The organism is Desulfosarcina widdelii (genome assembly GCF_009688965.1).
In the GTDB taxonomy this organism is placed as follows: domain Bacteria; phylum Desulfobacterota; class Desulfobacteria; order Desulfobacterales; family Desulfosarcinaceae; genus Desulfosarcina; species Desulfosarcina widdelii.
This window is the reverse complement of the sequence record NZ_AP021875.1, coordinates 1,300,012-1,317,570: the sequence shown is the minus strand read 5'-3', so window position 1 is coordinate 1,317,570 and position 17,559 is coordinate 1,300,012. Positions and strand designations below refer to the sequence as shown.

Here is a 17,559-nt window from a genome sequence, read left to right as displayed (position 1 = left end):
CTTTTCGTGCGGCCCAACCGCATCGGTGTCAGTGATCGGAGGGCCGAGGCCGGCTTTGCGAAAGCTCACGGCGGATCGTTTCGAAAAGAGCGGCGAGTTCTGGAAGATCGCTGTCCCCAGCGGCGCGAAGATGATCGGCCAGCATGTTGCCAGCAGTCGGAATCCAGCGTTCGAAAAGCCGTTTGCCCTTGACCCGGCTCAGGAAACCGAATGCGCCCAGCATCTGAAGGTTGCGGGTTACGGCGCAGTGGCGGTAGCCGTAAACGAATCGCTCCGGGTCGCATTTCAGACGTTTTTTTGCCTGCTCGACGGCATAGTTCAACAATTCGTGTTGGAGGTCCGGGTGCAACCGGGCATAGGGATCGATCAACAAAGAGGCCAGGTCGTATTGGATCGGTCCGATGCGGGCTCCCTGAAAGTCGATGAGATAGTGCCGGTCGTCACGGATCATGACGTTGCGCGATTGAAAATCGCGATGGATCAATCCCGTGAGCCCGTTTTCAAGGGTGCGACTGGCCAAGGTCTCGAACGATGCGGCCAGATCCTCGTATTCGACGGCCAGATTCAGGTATCCGTTGACAAAAGCGTCTAAAAAGTAGCGGCACTCGTTGTTCAAAATCAGGTTGCGATCGTAGGCCTCGCTCTGGCAGGTCCAGTGCGGATCGAAACCTTCGGCCGCCCGGGTCGAAAGGTCCAGCAGGGTGTCGATGACCTTGCAATAGCGTTGCTTTATCAATCCGCCGTCGGCATCCTGCCGGATTGCCTGCTGCAGGTGATTGTTTCCCAGATCCTCCATGAAAACCAGCCCGCTGAATTCGTCGTGCCGATATATCCGAGGAACAGGCAATCCGCGGTTGTGCAGGTGGGTGCCAATGGCAACGAAGGACCGAATCTCGCTGCCTTCCGGATCGGGGGTTATGCCATGGTCGGCCATGACGATACTATTGCGGCCGTCGGACAGGCGGTACCATTTTCTATCGCTGCCGTCGCCGGCAAGCAGCAGAAAATCGATGGCTTCCGGCACGTCGCCGGGAAAGGCCGTCCGGAATACATCCGGCGCCAGGGCATCTATCACCGCATCGCGGAAGCGCTGCGGCGTTCCCACATCCTGCCAGTAGTGGTTGCGGACAACATTGGCGTTGATGGAATGGCCTTCGGCGAGCAGTTCCCTGTAAATCGATATGATATCGCAGAATTTTTCTTCGGGGATGCGCCCGACAATGTCGGGGTCGATGACGTGGATGCCGGTAAAGGCCAGTTTCCGGTGCCGATCCGGCGGCGGCGGGTCGGAAAAACGTTCGAATCCCACCACCCGGTTCTCCTGATCCACCCAGACCTGGTTGAATTTTTCGTGATCTTGCATGACCAGGGTCACCGGTGCGCTCCGGGCGCAGTGGCTGCGATAGACTTCTCCCAGATCGATGTCCGTGAGGATGTCCGCATTGACGACCAGAAAAGGCGTGTTGTCCCAGAAATCGGCCAACCTGCGAATGGCTCCGCCGGTGCCCAGAATATTTGATTCGTGGCTCAAATGGACGGGAAGTCCAAAATCGTTTGCCGCCAGGTAGACCCGGATCTGTTCTGCCAGATGATGGGTGTTCACGGCGATGTCCCTGCATCCGGCGGCTTTTAACGCCGCGATCGTTCGCCCGAGCAGAGGCGTACCGCCAACCGGAAACAGTGCTTTGGGCAAATGGTTGGTGTACGGTGCCAGACGGGTGCCGAATCCCGCTGCCAGTATCAGCGCCTTCATTGTCCCAATACGGCCAGGTAGTTCAAAATGAGTGATTCGTAGCGGGAGATCGCTTCGGTGTCTTCATGATTGCGGATGCCTTTGTTGGCAAAATATTGCAGCCCGTTGGAATAGTTGATTTTGGATACCGATTCGACCAGTTCGATCTCCTTTTTCTTGACCATTTGAAGGCCCAGACTTTGGATCTTTTTCAACTTGTCTTTGGTTTCAAAGTTCTCTTTGCGGTTGGCGCGGATAAACGCGAGAACAACCCGATAAGATTCGAAGTAGGGCTTCAAAAATGCGGCGAACAGTTTCAGCTTGCGATATCCCGAGGAGGTAATCTGATATCGGTCCGGGATGGTGGGGTGCGGCATGAGTATGGCGTCGTCGATGAACGCCTTGATCGTTTTTCTCACTTCGTAAGTGGACGGCCGATCCAGGTCGAAAGCGAATTCGTATTTGAAAAAGTTCCTCATAAATTGGTGCTCTTCGTGCAGATCGTTGGCATTGAACTGAAAGGCATCCTTTTTTAAGATGGCCAGCGCGCTGAAGGCGGCCGGAACAAAATAGGAAATGCAGTTGTTCTTGTAAAACTCCAGCAAAGATCGCTTGGCAGTATTGACCGTATATTCGGTCTGATCCACCGGATGGCCTTTTTCATTCGAAGCGTCTTCCAGCAGTTTTCGCGACAGGTAATGATCGACGGCATAATTCATCGCCAGGTCCGGGTTGAGAACAAAAGTGTCGGCCAGCTTGACGTCCTGGGACATGGCAAACGTCAGGTAGGTGTTGGCCGTTTCCATGAGTTCTTCATGGGTGAAGCGTGGCCGGGCAATATTGAGAATTGCCGCCGCTACCAGGCCGTGGGGGGTGGCCACGGTCTGCTTGTCGATGGCGTTGACGATTCGCCAGCCAAGCTGTCGGCACAAGGCGTTCACTTCCTTGGCGGGCATGCGGTCGAAGGGGGTCGGCTGGCCGGCCAGAAATTCGCTGACCGCGATGGGCTCGTGGTAATTGATATAGATTTTTCCATAGCGTTTTTTCAGAAAACGCCTGGCGCGGATGACCTGGCTCAGATTCTCGCTCTCCTTTTTGCCTCCTTCCACCTCATGGATGTAGGCATGCTCTTCGATGATGCGATCATAGCCGATGTAAACGGGTACGAAAATCATGTCCTCGCAGGCGCCGTTGCGGTAAGCGTCCAAAAGAATCGAGATCAGGCCCAGTTTGGGCGAAAGCAGTTTGCCGGTGCGGCTTCTCCCGCCCTCGATAAACAGTTCGATATTAAAGCCTTCCTCGAGCAGCTTGTGGATATAGGCCGAAAAGACGCGGGAATACAGAATCGCACCTTTGAAGGTGCGCCTCAGGAAAAACGCCCCGCCGGCTCTGAAAATGGGTCCCAACGGCCAGAAAGAGAGATTCTTGCCGGCGGCAATGTGGGGGCAGGGCATGTTATTATGGTAGAGCACATAGGAAAGGATCAGGTAGTCGATGTGGCTTTTGTGACAGGGAATCAGAATCAACGGGCCTTTTTGCGACATGGCCTTGACTTTTGCCAGGCCGGTTTTGTCGATGACAGCGCCGTCGAACATGGAATTGACGATCCAACCCACGACATAGGAAAGCATGCGGATGGCAAAAGGACTGTAGCGTGCTGCGATTTCGTCTATGTAGCCGTCGGCTTTCTTTTTGATCTTGTGGATCGGTTCCTTGCGGGAGGCAGCATGTTTTTTCATGAAACGCTGCATCGTTTCGCCGGTGAGGATGGCCTCTTTGATTTCTTCGCTGGATTTCAGCACGGGGCCGGTGATGCTCTGACGATGACGATTGTGCTGGAGTAGAAGCTCGCGGCGCAGTTGAAGGGCTTTATAATCGTCGGTCTTGTCGGTGTAGGCGGGCTGGTTGAGCCATTGCCGCAGATTCAGCGGCTGGGAAAGTTCAACGAATATTTTTCCGGGGTGACGGATCAGGGTTACGACTTTCCTGATTTTACCGGGGCGATGGGATGTGCCGAAAAACGAATCCACCAGGCTGGGTACCGCCGGCAACGGTTTTTTGCCGTAAAATATCAATTGGGGCACCAGATAGATGGGGCGATCCGTCTTGTTCTGGATTTCGATGAGGTAGCGCAACGGATCGATTTTATCCTTGACGAATCGGCGATAAAAGCCTTTTTTCTCGACCAGCGAAAGCAGGGCGCAGCTTGAGGAAAGCAGGGCCCGTTCATAATAACCGCTTCGATAGGGATTGTGTATCCGGTGCCGCTGAACTAGTTCATCCAGGTAGGCCAGACAGATGCGCAGTGCCCTTGAAAGCGGCTGCCATAGGTAAATTTCGGCATCGAAGACGAGTTGGGGAACGGGCAGGCGCTGTTGCCGGTAGCGGGTATGGGCGAAGAGAAAATCGAATCCGCTTTTGTACTTGGTGGTGTAGACGATAATGGCTTTTTCGGGAATATTTTTGACGATGTCTGCCTGTTCAGCGCCCATAAACACGCCTTGGAACAGGCGATCGAGGAGGAAAGCCGAGAGCCTGCCGGTGGGCGAGGGCAGAAAGCAGAAAAAGTGATCGTGGGAATTTTTCAGCAGTCTGTCTATCCACCGGCGAATTTTCGACCCTATGGGAGGAAACCGATGTCTTTTATTATTTGTCATTATATCAAATTCTTATATTGAATGAAGATGGGGTTCTCGTTTTTAACGGAAAAATAACAGATGCCTCAATCCATTGCAACGCCATATTCATCGGAGAAAAATATGCTTGCGCTGGTCCGGCTTCTATGTTATCTCCAAATAATTCGATAGCTTTACTTGTTAGTGGGCTATCTAATTGAAATTCCATCGATATCCCATAACATAAGCGTCAGCCGGTCCACACCGGCACCCATGATGAGAATCGCTAAAGAAGTTGAACCGCGCCGGTAACACGCCCATAGACGGTTCGACCGAAAATTATTTCGTCTGTCTAACTTAAAAATCTAGGTTACGAAGGAGGATGATTTTTTATGAAAACGTTAATTGGTGGAGCGGTGGCAGCAGTCCTCGGCCTGATCGGCCTGTCGGTATGGTTCGGTGAATTCCTTCAGCTTCTGGCTGGTGCGATTCCGGTGATGTTGCTCCTCGGCGGCGGGCTTGCGCTTTATCTGGGATTCGATGAACTCAAGGATACCTGGAAAAAAGATGAAGGCGTTGCCGATACCGGCGCTGCCGATGACGATTCCGAGAAATACAAACAAGAAATCGACGACCTCAAAAAAGAGATCGAAACCCTGAAAGCCGATAAGTAAGTCGATCTTTTCTTCCGAATTAGAAAACTGTGCCCCGACCGAATCGTCGGCCGGGGCTTTTGTTTTCTTTGAATAGCGTTGTTTCGCGATGGTCCGCCCCTTCTGACAGGTTTCCTCCCATGTTCGGCCCCCCGCTATTTTCCGATCGTAACCATTATACCGTCATACACGACTAAAGCCGAAGGGTAAGGATGCCGATATTCGATATCAGGTCGTTTTGGATCGCCTGTTGCCTGAAGAACGAAGCGGCGCTGAGTTCGACAACCGCTGAAATTTTGGTTTCGGGGGAAAAGAATGAAAGGAAAAGGGGCCGGATTTTTTTACGCTGTTGGATGCCCCGAAAGCAAAGCACCATGTTCCCAAAAATGATTGACATCAAACTGCCGTCGACGATCGACGAGGCCGTCGATATCCTGCTCGACGACTTGCCATTGCTGGATCGGTCGCGACTGGCCTGTCTCACTGCAAAAGAGCTGGATCTGATCAACCGCATGGTGGGGCTTCAGATTGCCAGGGATTTCAAGTTGTGGAGCGGCAACACCGATCTTTTGCGCGACTGTATGGCGGTTAGCGAGCAAAACGGAGATGAAGACGCCGATCCGACCATGGTGATTGTCCGTGCCATGTGGGCAAAGCTGCAGGATACCCACGTGCTGCGGTTGGTCAAATAATTTCCCGGCCTCGGCAAGCCGCGTTCAATACAATTTCACCTTCCGAATCATTTTTTCATAGGCGGACAAACCGTTTGCCCATTGTGCGGCGATTTGCGCGATGGGTCTGCCGGCTTCGATTTGAGAGCGGATTTCTACGTCGCCCAGGATGAGGTCCATGGGAAGACGCGTAAATTCGTACTCGTAAGGCGGCTGCTTGTAGGCAAACGCTTCGGGGTACAACCGATAAATGGCCTGGTAGAGCCCCAAGGAAAGTGCGTAGGGCGAATAGAGCGCTTCGTCGGTAACGTGGATTTGAAATCCCCGGCACGGTCGGTCCGACCATTTATTGGCGGTCGGTTCGAATACGACGGGTCGAAGAACGACGCCCTGCAGCAGCCGATCGTCCATGGTCTGCAGCAGTCGATCGCAGGAGATAAACGGCGCCCCGAAAATCTCGAATGGCTGGGTGGTGCCCCTTCCTTCCGAGATATTGGTGCCTTCCCAGATTACCTGGCCGGGGTAGACCAGGGCCGATGCGGGCGTGGGCAGGTTGGGCGATGGGGCGACCCAGGGCAGGCCGGTGCGCTCGAAGGTCATTTCCCTTTTCCATCCCTGCATGGCGACCACCTCAAGGTCGCAGCCGATTCCAAAAGCGGTGTTGAACAAGATGGCCAACTCGCCGATGGTCAGGCCGTGACGCATGGGAATGGGATAGCGCCCCACGAAGGATGAAAAATCCGTGTTCAGCAGGTTGCCTTCGATCCGGCTTCCCCCCACCGGATTGGGACGGTCCAGCACGATGACTTTCTTTCCGGTTTGCCGCGCCGCTTCCATGCAGTACGAAAGGGTGTAAATGAAGGTGTATACGCGGGTACCTACGTCCTGAAGATCGACCAGCAGGATGTCTACTGGGTCCAGCATGGCCCGTGTGGGTTGGCGGGTTTCTCCATACAGGGAGAACACCGGCAGGCCGGTGGCCGGATCCTTTCCATGGTCGGATTCGATCATATTGTCCTGTTTTTCGGCATAAAAGCCGTGCTGGGGAGAATACAGTGCGGCAAGCTGTCCGCAAAACGCTTCGGCAATTCGATGGCGGGCGTGGGTGTACCGGCTGTCCACCGATGCCGGATTGCATAAGAGCCCCAGCCGTTTTCCCCTCATCGCTTCGGGCGGTGCATCCAAAAATACCTCGAGTCCGGTTTTCACTTCTCTCATTCTTGGGTTTCCCTCGCAGGCTGCTGGTTTATCCGATTTTTTTCAATAAATGGTTTACCACAGTGTCAAAGGCAGAAAAAGTACAAAGCGACGCGTCAAACGCCTTGACACGACAGTAAATAAAAAATATGAAAGACGTTTTCGATAAAACTTCCGACAACAGGCCGCACCCCCGCGACATCTTCCAACAGGTTTTCGCCATTGCCGGCCGGCATTGTTCAATTGAAAAGGATCCGTTTACCGGTGGAACTGGATTACCATGGTATTGTCATCATCGTCGGCGCCTATGGCAGCGGCAAAACCGAAGTTGCAATCAATCTCGCCCTTGCCATGAAACAGCGGGGAACCGAGGTCCGGCTGGCCGACCTGGACTTGGTGAATCCCTATTTCAGAACCCGTGAAGCCCGCTATGTTTTAAGAAGCCGGGGAATTGACGTCGTTCTGCCGGCGGACCAGTACATGCACGCCGATCTGCCCATCCTGACTCCGGAGGTATCCGGCATGCTGAAAATGCCCGCGGGACTGACTCTGTTGGATGTCGGCGGCGATGACGTCGGTGCAACGGTGCTGGCGGCCCTGGCGGACTTTTTGAAAGGCAAAACCCCTGAAGTGTTGCAGGTAATCAACCCCAACCGCCCCCATACCGATACGGTGGACGGCTGCCTGAAAATGCGCCGGGAAATCGAAAAGAGCGCCAAAATTAGAATTACCGGAATCGTCGGCAATGCCAATCTGATGGAAGCGACACAGGCGCAGGACATCCTTGACGGATACGATTTTGCGCGCCGGGTGGCCGAGGCCGCAGGCATTCCTTTGCGGTTCGTTACCGTTCCGGCGGCCCTGTTGACCCGAATGGACAAAAGGAGTATTCAATGTCCGGTGCTGGCCATAAAACGGCAGTTGGTACCACCCTGGATGAAGGCGGAATCATTGGATTTCAAATCCCAAATTTGAAATCTCAAATGCGATGAAGGAGCAATGTATGGCATATCAACACCATATCGAGCGGGACCGGTGCAAAGGCTGCGGCCTGTGCATCACCGTATGTCCCAAAAACGTTCTCGAAATTTCCCCCGATGTCAATGCGAAGGGATATTTTCCGGCCTTTCAGGCGCGTCCGGATGACTGCATTCACTGCACGATGTGCTGCATCATGTGCCCGGACGTGGCCATCACCATCACCGAAACCGAAGAACCCGCCGCCTGACTGCGGTTAACGGAGGAGTACCATGGCAAAGGTATTGATGAAGGGAAACGAGGCCATCGGTGAAGCGGCGATCCGGGCCGGCTGCCTGAACTACTTCGCCTATCCGATCACGCCCCAGTCCGAAGTGGCCGAGTATCTGGCCCGACGTATGCCCGAGGTGGGCGGCGTCTTTCTGCAAGGGGAGAGCGAAGTGGCCGTGGGCTACATGCTTTTCGGCGCCGCCGGAGCCGGTGCGCGAGTGTTCACCACCTCTTCCAGCCCGGGCATCAGCCTGATGAGCGAAGCCATCAGCTACATCGCCGCCGCCCAGTGTCCGGCGGTGTTCGTGAATATCGTGCGCGGCGGACCCGGTCTGGGCGGCATCCTGCCTTCACAGGGGGACTATTTTCAGGCCACCAAGGGGATCGGCCATGGTGACTGCCGGCTGCTGGTCATGGCGCCGGCCAGTGTCCAGGAGGCGGTCGAAATGGTGATGACAGCCTTCCCCCTGGCCGAGAAATACCGCAATCCGGTCATGGTGATCGGCGACGGACTCATCGGCCAGATGATGGAGCCGGTGGAATTTCCCGACCATCTGAAAACGGAACCGAGCAATAAGGATGACTGGGCCAGCAACGGAATGGAACATCGGGGCAGCGACAGCCGCAATCTGGTCAAGTCGCTTTTTCTGGATCCGGTCCAGCTCAACGACAACAACCTTCAGCTCAAAGCCAAATACGACCGCATGCGGGCCGAAGAGGTGCGTTTCGAGGCCTACAATACGGATGGGCCTTACCGTCTGCTGATTGTCAGCTACGGGACCATGAGCCGGGTGTGCCGCACGTCCATCGACATGCTCAAGGCCGAGGGAATCGAGGTCGGCATGATTCGCCCGCAGACCCTGTTCCCGTTTCCCGAAAAGGCCGTTTCCGATGCGGCCGATTCCCCATCGTGCACCCATGTGATCAGCATCGAGATGAGTATGGGCCAGATGGTGGAAGATGTCGAGCGCAGTATCCAGGGCCGACGTCCGGTGAGCTGGTACGGAAAGTGCGGCGGTGAAATCCCCACGCCGGAAGAGATCATCGAGGTGGTCAAAGAGCGCATCGGCTGACGGTCAAGCAACCACTTTCGACCGTTGTCAGGCACCAACGCAAGGAGTAGATAACGATGGGAAAAACCTTTTCAAAACCGAGATCCCTTACGGATGCCCACACCCACTATTGCCCCGGATGCACCCACGGCGTCATCCATCGTCTGGTCGCCGAGGCCATCGACGATCTGGGAATTCGCCGGCGCGTTGTGGGGATCGCTCCGGTGGGCTGCGCGGTATTGGCCTATAACTATTTTGACTGCGATTTCCAGGAAGCCGCCCACGGCCGGGCCCCGGCTATGGCTACGGGCATCAAGCGGGTGCGGCCCGATTTGATGGTTTTCACCTACCAGGGGGACGGCGACCTGGCCAGCATCGGCATGGGAGAGATCATCCACGCCGCCAACCGCGGAGAGAAGTTCACCACGATTTTCGTCAACAATGCGATTTACGGGATGACCGGCGGGCAGATGGCCCCCACCACCATGCCCGGTCAGCGCGCCACCACCGCGCCCTTCGGCAGGAATGTGGAAGAGGTTGGCATGCCGATCAAAATGGCCGATCTTCTGGCGGCCCTGCAGACCCCGGCCTACATTACCCGACAGACCGTGATCCGGCCGAAATACATCAACAAGGCGAAAAAGGCGATTAAACAGGCGTTTACCTATCAGATGGAAAACCGTTGCTTCAGCCTGGTGGAGGTGGTCAGCACCTGCCCCACCAACTGGGGGATGACGCCCATGGAGGCCGTGGAGTGGACGGAAAACACGCTGTTGAAGTACTACCAACTGGGCGACTTTAAAGTCCCGGCCTGATCCCTGAAGGAGGCACCATGCAGAGCGAAATCATGTTCGCCGGATTCGGTGGACAGGGTATCTTGTTAATCGGTAAAGTTCTGGCTCATGCGGCCATGGAGGAGGGCTACGAGGTGGCCTGGATTCCCTCCTACGGTCCGGAAATGCGCGGCGGAACCGCATATTGTACGGTGGTGATCAGCGACCGTCCCATCGGTTCGCCCATCATCAAAAATCCGCTTCATCTGGTGGCCATGAACGGGCCGTCGCTGGAAAAGTTTGCGCCCACGGTCAAACCCAATGGCATTATCTTCGTCAACAGTTCGCTAATTTCTTTCGGGGCGAACAGGGACGATGTGGATGAACTGCGGGTCGACGTGGTGGGTATAGCCAAAAAACTGGGCAGCGTCAAAGCCGCCAACATCGTGGCCCTGGGCGCATTCGTGGCCCGCAGCAAAATTGTCCCGCTGGAAACGATCAAGGCGTGCGTCAAGGAAGAGTTCAGCAAAAAGCCCAAACTGATACCATTGAATATGGATGCCGTGGATGCCGGTGTAAAGGCCGCCCAAAAATAGATTGACGCCATGTTTCAAATGGTGTGTCGAAACACATTGACTACGATTTACGATGGCCGGGCCACGCTGCCCGGCCGTTTGATTGCAAGGGCAAACCGATGAAACTGATGATCCCCGATCACATCCGGGCCATCTCCCCCTATGTTCCCGGCAAACCGCTGGAGGAGCTTGAACGCGAATACGGCATCCGGGATTCCATCAAGCTGGCGTCAAACGAAAATCCCCTGGGCCCCAGTCCAAGGGCCCTGGAAGCCATCGGACGCGGACTGTCGTCCCTGCACCGCTATCCGGATGGCGCCGGCCACGATCTGATCCAGAAAATCGCCCGGGTCAACGATCTGGCCCCGGAGAATGTCGTCATCGGCAACGGTTCGGACGACATTATCGCCATGCTCGTCCAGGCGTTGATCCGCCCCGGTAATCGGGTGGTCGTACCGCAGCCTTCTTTTCTCATGTACGATATTGCAGCCACGGCCGCCGGGGCCGTCGTCGATCGCGTCCCCCTCGACGGTCTGGGGATGGACCTTGAGGCCATGGCCGATCGGGTGACGGATGATACGCGCCTGATATTCGTCTGCAATCCCAACAATCCGACGGGAACGGTGATCACCCGAACCGCCTTCGACAACTTCATGGCGCGGCTGCCGAACCATGTGGTCGTCGTCGTCGACGAAGCCTATATCGAGTTTGCCAAAAATGCCGATTGCCTGAAAACCGGAATCCCGGCGGATTTGACCCGCCCGCTGGTTACCCTGCGGACCTTTTCCAAGGCTTACGGGCTTGCCGGACTTCGGGTGGGGTACGGGATCATGCCCGCCGAACTGGCCGGAATGCTCCATCGGGTGAGACAGCCCTTTAATGTCAATTCCCTGGCACAGGCGGCAGCCTTGGCGGCTCTGGACGACCGGGACTTTCTGTTGCGTTCGATCCGGCTGGTCCATGACGGGTTGGAACGCCTTTACGCCGAACTGGATCGGTTGGGTCTGGTCTACTTTAAGACCGAATCCAACTTTTTTCTCATCGATGTGGGACAGCCGGCGGATGAGCTTTTCGAGAAGATGTTGAGACAGGGCGTAATCGTCAGATCCATGCGGTCTTACGGATATCCTCATTACATCCGCATCAACGTGGGACTGGAAGAAGAAAACCGGCGTTTTGTACAGGCGCTCGAGACGGTTCTTAACCTATAGCTTTTCAGTGCAGCGGCCACATGAAGAAACCCCATCCATTGCTGATCGCCATCGACGGTCCGGCCGGCGCCGGAAAGACCACGGTCAGCAAGATGCTTGCACGGGATCTGGGATACCGGTATCTGGATACCGGCGCCCTGTATCGGGGTGTTGCCTACGAAGTCCGCGCCGCCGGGGTTGCCGCCGATGACGATGCGGGGCTCGAACGCGTGTGTCAAACGCTGCAGCTTGAATTTCGTGACAGCCGGCTGATTTCCAACGGTGTAGACATCAGCGGGTGCATTCGTATACCGGAGATTACCATGCTGGCATCGGCCGTCTCGGCCCGCCCGGTGGTTAGGCAGGCGCTGCTGGATCTGCAGAGAAGCTTGGGTCGGGCCAAAGCGCTCGTCGCCGAAGGAAGAGACATGGGGACGGTCGTCTTTCCGGACGCCGATCTCAAATTTTTCCTGGACGCCTCGGTCCGTCAACGCGCCCTGCGCCGGTTTGAGCAATACGGCGAGGCGGGGAAGCAGACGCTGGAGCGGATCGAACAGGAGATCCGCCAGCGGGACGCCAACGACAGCAGCCGGGATGTCGCCCCGCTCAAGCCGGCCGACGATGCCGTGACGATCGATTCGACAGCCATGGACGTCCGCCATGTCGTCGCGAAGATGATGGAGCATGTTGCCTCTTTAATATCCTAACAAAATAAACCATTGCATTTTGATACACGTTTCTGTATGGTCTTTTGGCTATACTGCAAGCGTTGACGCTTGCACGTAAAATTAATGAGGCTAAGGGGGTAATCATCAGTCAATGGACAACTTTTTAGACAACGAATCAACCGAAGAAGAAGTCGAGAAGGACAGCGTCACCGGCGAAAGCATGGCCGAACTCATGGACCTGTATGAGGAGAGCTTCAAACGCTTTGCCGAAGGGGAAGTGGTCAACGGAAAAATCATTTCCGTGGACAAGGACCACGTCCTGGTAGACATCGGGTACAAATCCGAAGGCCAGATCCGCATCCGGGAATTCGAGGTGGACGGTGAAGTTACCGCCAAAGTGGGCGACACCGTCGAGGTGATGGTCGAATGGTGGGACGACGAGAATGAAGTCGTGGTCCTGTCCAAGGAGAAAGCCGAGAAAGTCAAGGTCTGGGACGACATCAAGAAACGCCACGAAGCCGATGAAACCATCGCCGGCACGATCACCAACCGGGTCAAGGGCGGATTCTCCGTGGATATCGGCGTGCAGGCATTTTTGCCCGGCTCCCAGGCCGACCTTCGTCCCATTCGCAATCTGGACGAAATGGTCGGTAAGGAATTCGATTTCAAGATCCTGAAATACAACCGCAAGCGCAGCAACATCGTTCTTTCCCGTAGAGTCCTTCTGGAAGAAGAACGCGAGAAGAAACGGTCCGAAACCCTGGCCTCCATTCACGAAGGCAAGGTCGTGCCCGGCATCGTCAAAAATCTCACCGAATATGGTGTGTTTGTCGATCTCGGCGGTGTGGACGGGCTGTTGCACATTACCGACATCTCCTGGGGGCGGGTCAAGCACCCCTCCGAGCTGTTCACCGTGGGCGACGAGATCAACGTCAAGATTCTCAGCCTGGACCTGGAACGGGAACGGGTCTCCTTGGGCATGAAGCAGCTTACCGAGGATCCATGGGCCACGGCCATCGACAAATATCCGGTGGGTTCCCGCATCAGCGGAAAGGTGGTCAGCCTGACCGATTACGGTGCCTTCGTCGAACTGGAAGAGGGTATCGAAGGCCTGATCCATGTTTCCGAAATGTCCTGGACGCGCAAGATCCGCCATCCCTCCAAGGTGGTCTCCGTGGGCGAAATTGTGGACGCCATCGTGCTGGACATCAAGCCTGAGAACCGGCGGATTTCCCTGGGCATGAAGCAGGCCGCACCCAATCCCTGGGACGTGATCAGCGACAAATACCCGGTGGGCACCACCATTGAAGGTAAAATCAAGAATATTACCGATTTCGGCCTGTTCATCGGCATCGACGAGGGCATCGACGGCCTGGTTCACATTTCCGACATCTCCTGGACCAAGCGCATCAAACACCCTTCCGAAATCTATAAAAAGGGAGACGTCATTCAGGCCATCGTTCTTGAAATCGACAAGGATCAGGAACGCTTCTCCCTGGGTGTCAAGCAACTGCAGGCCGATCCGTGGGATACCGTTGCCGAACGCTACGAAGTGGGCAAGGAAATTACAGGCACGGTGACCAATGTGACCGACTTCGGCGTGTTCGTCGAACTGGAAGAGGGCATCGAGGGACTGGTGCACGTTTCCGAGATCAGCAAAGAGAAGATCAAGACGCCGGTCGGCCAGTTCGAAGTCGGTCAGATGCTGACCGCCAAGGTAATGAACATCAACAGTGAAGAACGGCGGATCGGACTTTCCATCAAGCGCCTCGACATGGAAGACGATCAGGAACTGCTGACCGAGTACGTCAACAACATGGGGCCGGTTACCTCCAGTTTCGGTGAAATCCTTCGCGAGAATCTGCAGGAAAAACTGAATAACGACGAACAATAGACCCTCGTTACGACCATCAATGCCGGCGGTTTGCCTGACAGGGCCCCGCCGGCATTTTTCGTCAGCCGCCATGGTTTAGAACAAAGGAACTTGTAATGTTCACCCGCCGCCACCCTTACCTTTTTTTTCTGCTGGTATCCTTTTCCATTTTTTCCGTCCTGATCCTTGGTGTTGTGGGAATGGCCGCCTGGATCGGCCAGGGTGCGGGGGATTTCGATGGCGAAGGGGTCGGCGTGGTGGAAATCGAAGGCGCCATTGCCGATGCCAGGAACACCATCGAACAGATTCGCGAGTTTCGGGAAGACGATGACATCAAGGCCATCGTGGTTCGCATCAATTCGCCAGGCGGTGCCGTCGGCCCTTCCCAGGAAATTTATCGGGAGATCCGCAAAACCATATCCACCAAAAAGGTGATCGCCTCCATGGGCGCCGTGGCTGCATCCGGCGGGTATTACGTGGCCTGTGCCGCGGACGGGATCGTGGCCAATCCGGGCACCATCACCGGCAGCATCGGGGTGATCATGGGATACACCAATTTCCGTCAATTGCTGGACAAGATCGGCATGGTTCCGGTGGTGATCAAAAGCGGTCCTTACAAGGATACCGGTTCTCCCACGCGGGAGATGCGCGACGATGAGCGCGAGATTCTACAGGCCATTACCGACGGCATTCATCAGCAGTTTGTCACCGCCATCGCCGAGGGCAGAAATATGGAGCGGGGGCAGGTAGAAGCCGCCGCCGACGGACGCATTTTCACCGGGGAAGACGCCAAGGCGAAAGGTTTGGTCGACCGCCTGGGCAATTTTCAGGATGCGCTGGCTTGGGCCGGCGAACTGGGCGGTTTAGAGGGGCCGGTGGTTCCGGTGTATGCCCGCGACAAGGAACTTTCCATGTTGCGCTACCTGCTGTCGTCCTCTGTGACCGAGTGGTTCTCGAAAATGATTCATCCCGGCATATTTGCAGAATACCGCTACTCTCCGAATGGGAGCTAAAAGGCCATGGGAATGCGTAAGATCGCTGTGGCAATGGCCAAGGGCGGCGTTGGGAAAACGACGACAGCCGTCAACCTTGCTCATGGACTGGCCCTGGCCGGTAAACGGGTGCTGCTCGTGGACTGCGACACCCAGGCCCAGACCACCACTTTTCTTGGCGTCTCTCCGCCCCATGGGCTTTATGAGTTCATCACCGGGCGCGACGGCAACGGCAAGACAGTGCTGAAAAAAGAAGCCATTTTCCCGGCCCGCCAGAATTTGTGGGTGCTGGCCGGCGGCATCCAATTGGTGGAATTGAAGCACTGGCTGGGCGAGCAGCCCCGGGACCAGCGGCACGCTGTCCTGCGCCACAGCCTGACGCCCAAAAACAACGGGCTGGACTATCTGATCTTCGACTGTGCGCCCGGCTGGGACGTGCTCAGCGTAAACATCCTTATGGCCGTCCAAGAAGTTCTTTGCCCCGTGGCGCTGCAGGGACCGGCAGTAGAGGGGCTGAAAACGTTCTTTGGCTATCTGATTTCGGTACAGCAGTTGAATCAGTCGCTGCGCCTCAAATACATCCTGCCAACCATGTTCGACCGCCGTACCCGCCAGAGCCGCGACATCTACAACCAGCTTCGCCGGCTTTTTCGCAAACAGATCTGCAGCCCCATTTACCACAATGTCCGGCTGTGCGAAGCACCGGGCAACGGCAAGAGCATTTTTGAATATGACAATAATGCGACGGGTGCCAAAGATTACCGCAAATTGGCAGAAAGATTGATCGATGATGCCATCAGACGACAAGACCATCCCGGACTTTTTTGACGAGCGCCGCGTGGATCCGGTTTCCGTGGCAACCGGGCGTCGCATTCCAAAACCGGACCTGCCCAAGAAAAAGGTCGGTTTCTATGTTTCCGAGGCGCTGCTGGACCGCTTCAACCGAAAATTCCACCAGTTGAAGCTCGACGGGGTGCCCGTGGAAAACAAATCGATGCTGGCCGAGATGGCGCTTGCTTTCGCCCTGGACGACATGGATCGGGGAAAGGCCAGCCATTTGCTCACAAAGTTTAACCTAAAGTAGGCGTTTCTCCTTTTTCGAAATATCGACGAAGGTCATGATTTCAGGGGGTTGTTTACAGTTTTGCTTCTCAAAAGGCGAAACCGCTACGGGATTGCCGATCTCACCGCATCTTCGACGTTAGCCGCCGAGGCGCATAGCCGACTATAGCGCCACGACGGCTGCCTTGAACCTGCGGCAAGCTCGACAATCGCCTACTTCAGGTTGAAAAAAAGCTGAACGGGAAGGTCCGAACCCTTCGTTTACAACAGACTCACATCTCCCAACCCTTCCCGGATGATCTCCGGGACATCGTCTTCAAGGGAAACAACACTGGAGGGCATTCCCGCCACCGGCCCGCCGTCGATGACAGCATCCAGCCGTGGTCCGAAATGGTCATGGATCAGAGACGCATCGTGAAAGACTTCCCCGTCCGGCAGGGTCGCGGAGGTTGAGATGATCGGGTTGCCCAGGCTTTCGACCAGCGCATGGCAGATGTTGTTGGCCGGAACCCGGATGCCGGCGGTCTTGCGTTTGGTGAGCATGATCTTGGGGACCAGCTTGGAACCTGTGAGGATGAACGTGTAGGGTCCCGGCAGCAGCCGCCGCATGGTTTTGTAAGCGTAGTTGGAAACCTTGGCGTAGCGGCTGATGTTTTTCAAATCGGCGCAGATGAAGCTGAAGGGCTGGTTTTTGTTGCGCTGTTTGAGCTGGTAGATTTTTTCGATGGCCCGTTTGTTCATGATGTCGCAGCCGATGCCGTAATAGGTGTCGGTCGGATAGGCGATCAGGCCCCCGGCTTTCAAGATGTCCACCACCCGCTCAATCAGTCGCTGGTGTGGATTTTCCGGATTGATGCTAAACAGCATGACGGTTGTCCGATCCCTGGGAAAACAAAGACTTCAAGGGTGCATCAAACGCCGATCCCTCTCAAAATCGGGGTAGCGCTGCACCCGGCCATGGCCGTGCTGCGATACGCGGACGCGCTAACTTATTACGGGCCGCAAGGGGTGTCAAGCGACCAAATAAAGATTGATAAAGCCCATCTCATTTGGTAGTTTGACGGATTAATCGGTTTCGGAACCGATGCGGAAAGGATGCTCTTTTCAACAGATCCATCGCCTGTACACCGAAGCCTTCGGGACCCTCGCTTGCCGGCCCGCAACTCTGCCCGTTTCCCGGCCCGGACCGATCATTGAGGGATGTCACCGTTAATCGCCACCGCCGAACCGGCAAACTTCCATACGAATGCGGAGGATT

The 17,559-nt window shown here is 55.7% G+C and carries 18 protein-coding genes; 13 read left to right on the top strand and 5 right to left on the bottom strand.

Annotation, left to right across the window (positions count from 1 at the left end):
* Positions 1-28 precede the first annotated feature (28 nt).
* The 3 genes from GN111_RS06125 to GN111_RS06115 form a co-directional block, all read right to left on the bottom strand.
* A complete protein-coding gene (locus tag GN111_RS06125) occupies positions 29-1,753 on the bottom strand; it encodes a sugar phosphate nucleotidyltransferase (RefSeq protein WP_155302910.1) in 1,725 nt (574 codons plus the stop codon).
* Positions 1,750-4,224: a 1-acyl-sn-glycerol-3-phosphate acyltransferase gene (locus GN111_RS06120; protein ID WP_170302158.1), complete on the bottom strand. Its 2,475-nt coding sequence runs from the start codon at positions 4,222-4,224 to the stop codon at positions 1,750-1,752. Before GN111_RS06120 ends, GN111_RS06125 begins: the two co-directional genes overlap by 4 nt.
* A gap of 169 nt (positions 4,225-4,393) precedes the next feature.
* Positions 4,394-4,576, bottom strand: a complete 183-nt coding sequence (locus GN111_RS06115) for a hypothetical protein (RefSeq protein ID WP_155302908.1) — start codon at positions 4,574-4,576, stop codon at positions 4,394-4,396.
* Positions 4,577-4,739: 163 nt separating this feature from the next.
* Between GN111_RS06115 and GN111_RS06110 the strand changes: the two genes are divergently transcribed.
* Together GN111_RS06110 and GN111_RS06105 are read left to right on the top strand one after the other, a co-directional pair.
* A complete protein-coding gene (locus GN111_RS06110) occupies positions 4,740-5,021 on the top strand; it encodes a hypothetical protein (protein ID WP_155302907.1) in 282 nt (93 codons plus the stop codon).
* Between the two features lie 353 nt (positions 5,022-5,374).
* Positions 5,375-5,692, top strand: coding sequence for a hypothetical protein (locus tag GN111_RS06105; RefSeq protein WP_155302906.1), 318 nt, complete (start codon positions 5,375-5,377; stop codon positions 5,690-5,692).
* 24 nt (positions 5,693-5,716) lie between these two features.
* Here GN111_RS06105 and GN111_RS06100 read toward each other — a convergent pair whose 3' ends face one another.
* Entirely contained in the window at positions 5,717-6,889 is a 1,173-nt protein-coding gene (locus tag GN111_RS06100) for an exo-beta-N-acetylmuramidase NamZ family protein (RefSeq protein ID WP_155302905.1), read from the bottom strand.
* Between the two features lie 243 nt (positions 6,890-7,132).
* Here GN111_RS06100 and GN111_RS06095 point away from each other — a divergent pair, with 243 nt between their 5' ends.
* From GN111_RS06095 to GN111_RS06045, 11 genes are all read left to right on the top strand, one after another.
* Complete coding sequence (locus GN111_RS06095; RefSeq protein WP_155302904.1) at positions 7,133-7,843, top strand: cobalamin biosynthesis protein CbiA; 711 nt, start codon at positions 7,133-7,135, stop codon at positions 7,841-7,843.
* 28 nt (positions 7,844-7,871) lie between these two features.
* Positions 7,872-8,096 carry a 4Fe-4S dicluster domain-containing protein gene (locus GN111_RS06090; protein WP_155302903.1) on the top strand — a complete coding sequence of 75 codons (225 nt, stop codon included), beginning with the start codon at positions 7,872-7,874 and terminating at the stop codon, positions 8,094-8,096.
* Positions 8,097-8,118: 22 nt separating this feature from the next.
* On the top strand, positions 8,119-9,189 hold the full coding sequence (gene vorB / locus GN111_RS06085; protein WP_155302902.1) for a 3-methyl-2-oxobutanoate dehydrogenase subunit VorB: 1,071 nt from the start codon (positions 8,119-8,121) through the stop codon (positions 9,187-9,189).
* A 56-nt stretch (positions 9,190-9,245) separates the two neighbouring features.
* Positions 9,246-9,983: a thiamine pyrophosphate-dependent enzyme gene (locus GN111_RS06080; RefSeq protein ID WP_155302901.1), complete on the top strand. Its 738-nt coding sequence runs from the start codon at positions 9,246-9,248 to the stop codon at positions 9,981-9,983.
* 17 nt (positions 9,984-10,000) lie between these two features.
* Positions 10,001-10,537, top strand: a complete 537-nt coding sequence (locus GN111_RS06075) for a 2-oxoacid:ferredoxin oxidoreductase subunit gamma family protein (protein WP_155302900.1) — start codon at positions 10,001-10,003, stop codon at positions 10,535-10,537.
* 98 nt (positions 10,538-10,635) lie between these two features.
* Positions 10,636-11,727 carry a histidinol-phosphate transaminase gene (gene hisC, locus GN111_RS06070; RefSeq protein ID WP_155302899.1) on the top strand — a complete coding sequence of 364 codons (1,092 nt, stop codon included), beginning with the start codon at positions 10,636-10,638 and terminating at the stop codon, positions 11,725-11,727.
* 20 nt (positions 11,728-11,747) lie between these two features.
* Positions 11,748-12,413: a (d)CMP kinase gene (gene cmk / locus GN111_RS06065; RefSeq protein WP_155302898.1), complete on the top strand. Its 666-nt coding sequence runs from the start codon at positions 11,748-11,750 to the stop codon at positions 12,411-12,413.
* 112 nt (positions 12,414-12,525) lie between these two features.
* Positions 12,526-14,268 carry a 30S ribosomal protein S1 gene (locus GN111_RS06060; RefSeq protein WP_155302897.1) on the top strand — a complete coding sequence of 581 codons (1,743 nt, stop codon included), beginning with the start codon at positions 12,526-12,528 and terminating at the stop codon, positions 14,266-14,268.
* 95 nt (positions 14,269-14,363) lie between these two features.
* Positions 14,364-15,260 (top strand): signal peptide peptidase SppA, encoded by an 897-nt coding sequence (gene sppA, locus GN111_RS06055; protein WP_155302896.1) that lies wholly within the window; start codon positions 14,364-14,366, stop codon positions 15,258-15,260.
* Between the two features lie 6 nt (positions 15,261-15,266).
* A complete protein-coding gene (locus GN111_RS06050) occupies positions 15,267-16,067 on the top strand; it encodes a ParA family protein (protein ID WP_155302895.1) in 801 nt (266 codons plus the stop codon).
* Positions 16,027-16,323 carry a hypothetical protein gene (locus GN111_RS06045; protein ID WP_155302894.1) on the top strand — a complete coding sequence of 99 codons (297 nt, stop codon included), beginning with the start codon at positions 16,027-16,029 and terminating at the stop codon, positions 16,321-16,323. Before GN111_RS06050 ends, GN111_RS06045 begins: the two co-directional genes overlap by 41 nt.
* Before the next feature lie 239 nt (positions 16,324-16,562).
* Here the strand turns inward: GN111_RS06045 and GN111_RS06040 are convergent, their stop codons facing one another.
* The gene (locus GN111_RS06040; protein ID WP_155302893.1) at positions 16,563-17,168 is read right to left on the bottom strand and encodes an L-threonylcarbamoyladenylate synthase; all 606 of its coding nucleotides are present in this window, start codon (positions 17,166-17,168) and stop codon (positions 16,563-16,565) included.
* Positions 17,169-17,559 lie beyond the last annotated feature (391 nt).

Bases quoted from the DNA above. Each gene is read 5' to 3' on its own strand.
- GN111_RS06040 (WP_155302893.1), bottom strand. From the start codon at position 17,168: ATGCTGTTTAGCATCAATCCGGAAAATCCACACCAGCGACTGATTGAG.
- GN111_RS06120 (WP_170302158.1), bottom strand. From the start codon at position 4,224: ATGGGCGCTGAACAGGCAGACATCGTCAAAAATATTCCCGAAAAAGCC.
- GN111_RS06050 (WP_155302895.1), top strand. From the start codon at position 15,267: ATGGGAATGCGTAAGATCGCTGTGGCAATGGCCAAGGGCGGCGTTGGG.
- GN111_RS06080 (WP_155302901.1), top strand. From the start codon at position 9,246: ATGGGAAAAACCTTTTCAAAACCGAGATCCCTTACGGATGCCCACACC.
- GN111_RS06075 (WP_155302900.1), top strand. From the start codon at position 10,001: ATGCAGAGCGAAATCATGTTCGCCGGATTCGGTGGACAGGGTATCTTG.
- GN111_RS06115 (WP_155302908.1), bottom strand. From the start codon at position 4,576: ATGGAATTTCAATTAGATAGCCCACTAACAAGTAAAGCTATCGAATTA.
- GN111_RS06105 (WP_155302906.1), top strand. From the start codon at position 5,375: ATGTTCCCAAAAATGATTGACATCAAACTGCCGTCGACGATCGACGAG.
- GN111_RS06125 (WP_155302910.1), bottom strand. From the start codon at position 1,753: ATGAAGGCGCTGATACTGGCAGCGGGATTCGGCACCCGTCTGGCACCG.
- vorB (WP_155302902.1), top strand. From the start codon at position 8,119: ATGGCAAAGGTATTGATGAAGGGAAACGAGGCCATCGGTGAAGCGGCG.
- GN111_RS06100 (WP_155302905.1), bottom strand. From the start codon at position 6,889: ATGAGAGAAGTGAAAACCGGACTCGAGGTATTTTTGGATGCACCGCCC.
- hisC (WP_155302899.1), top strand. From the start codon at position 10,636: ATGAAACTGATGATCCCCGATCACATCCGGGCCATCTCCCCCTATGTT.
- cmk (WP_155302898.1), top strand. From the start codon at position 11,748: ATGAAGAAACCCCATCCATTGCTGATCGCCATCGACGGTCCGGCCGGC.
- GN111_RS06045 (WP_155302894.1), top strand. From the start codon at position 16,027: ATGATGCCATCAGACGACAAGACCATCCCGGACTTTTTTGACGAGCGC.
- sppA (WP_155302896.1), top strand. From the start codon at position 14,364: ATGTTCACCCGCCGCCACCCTTACCTTTTTTTTCTGCTGGTATCCTTT.
- GN111_RS06060 (WP_155302897.1), top strand. From the start codon at position 12,526: ATGGACAACTTTTTAGACAACGAATCAACCGAAGAAGAAGTCGAGAAG.
- GN111_RS06090 (WP_155302903.1), top strand. From the start codon at position 7,872: ATGGCATATCAACACCATATCGAGCGGGACCGGTGCAAAGGCTGCGGC.
- GN111_RS06110 (WP_155302907.1), top strand. From the start codon at position 4,740: ATGAAAACGTTAATTGGTGGAGCGGTGGCAGCAGTCCTCGGCCTGATC.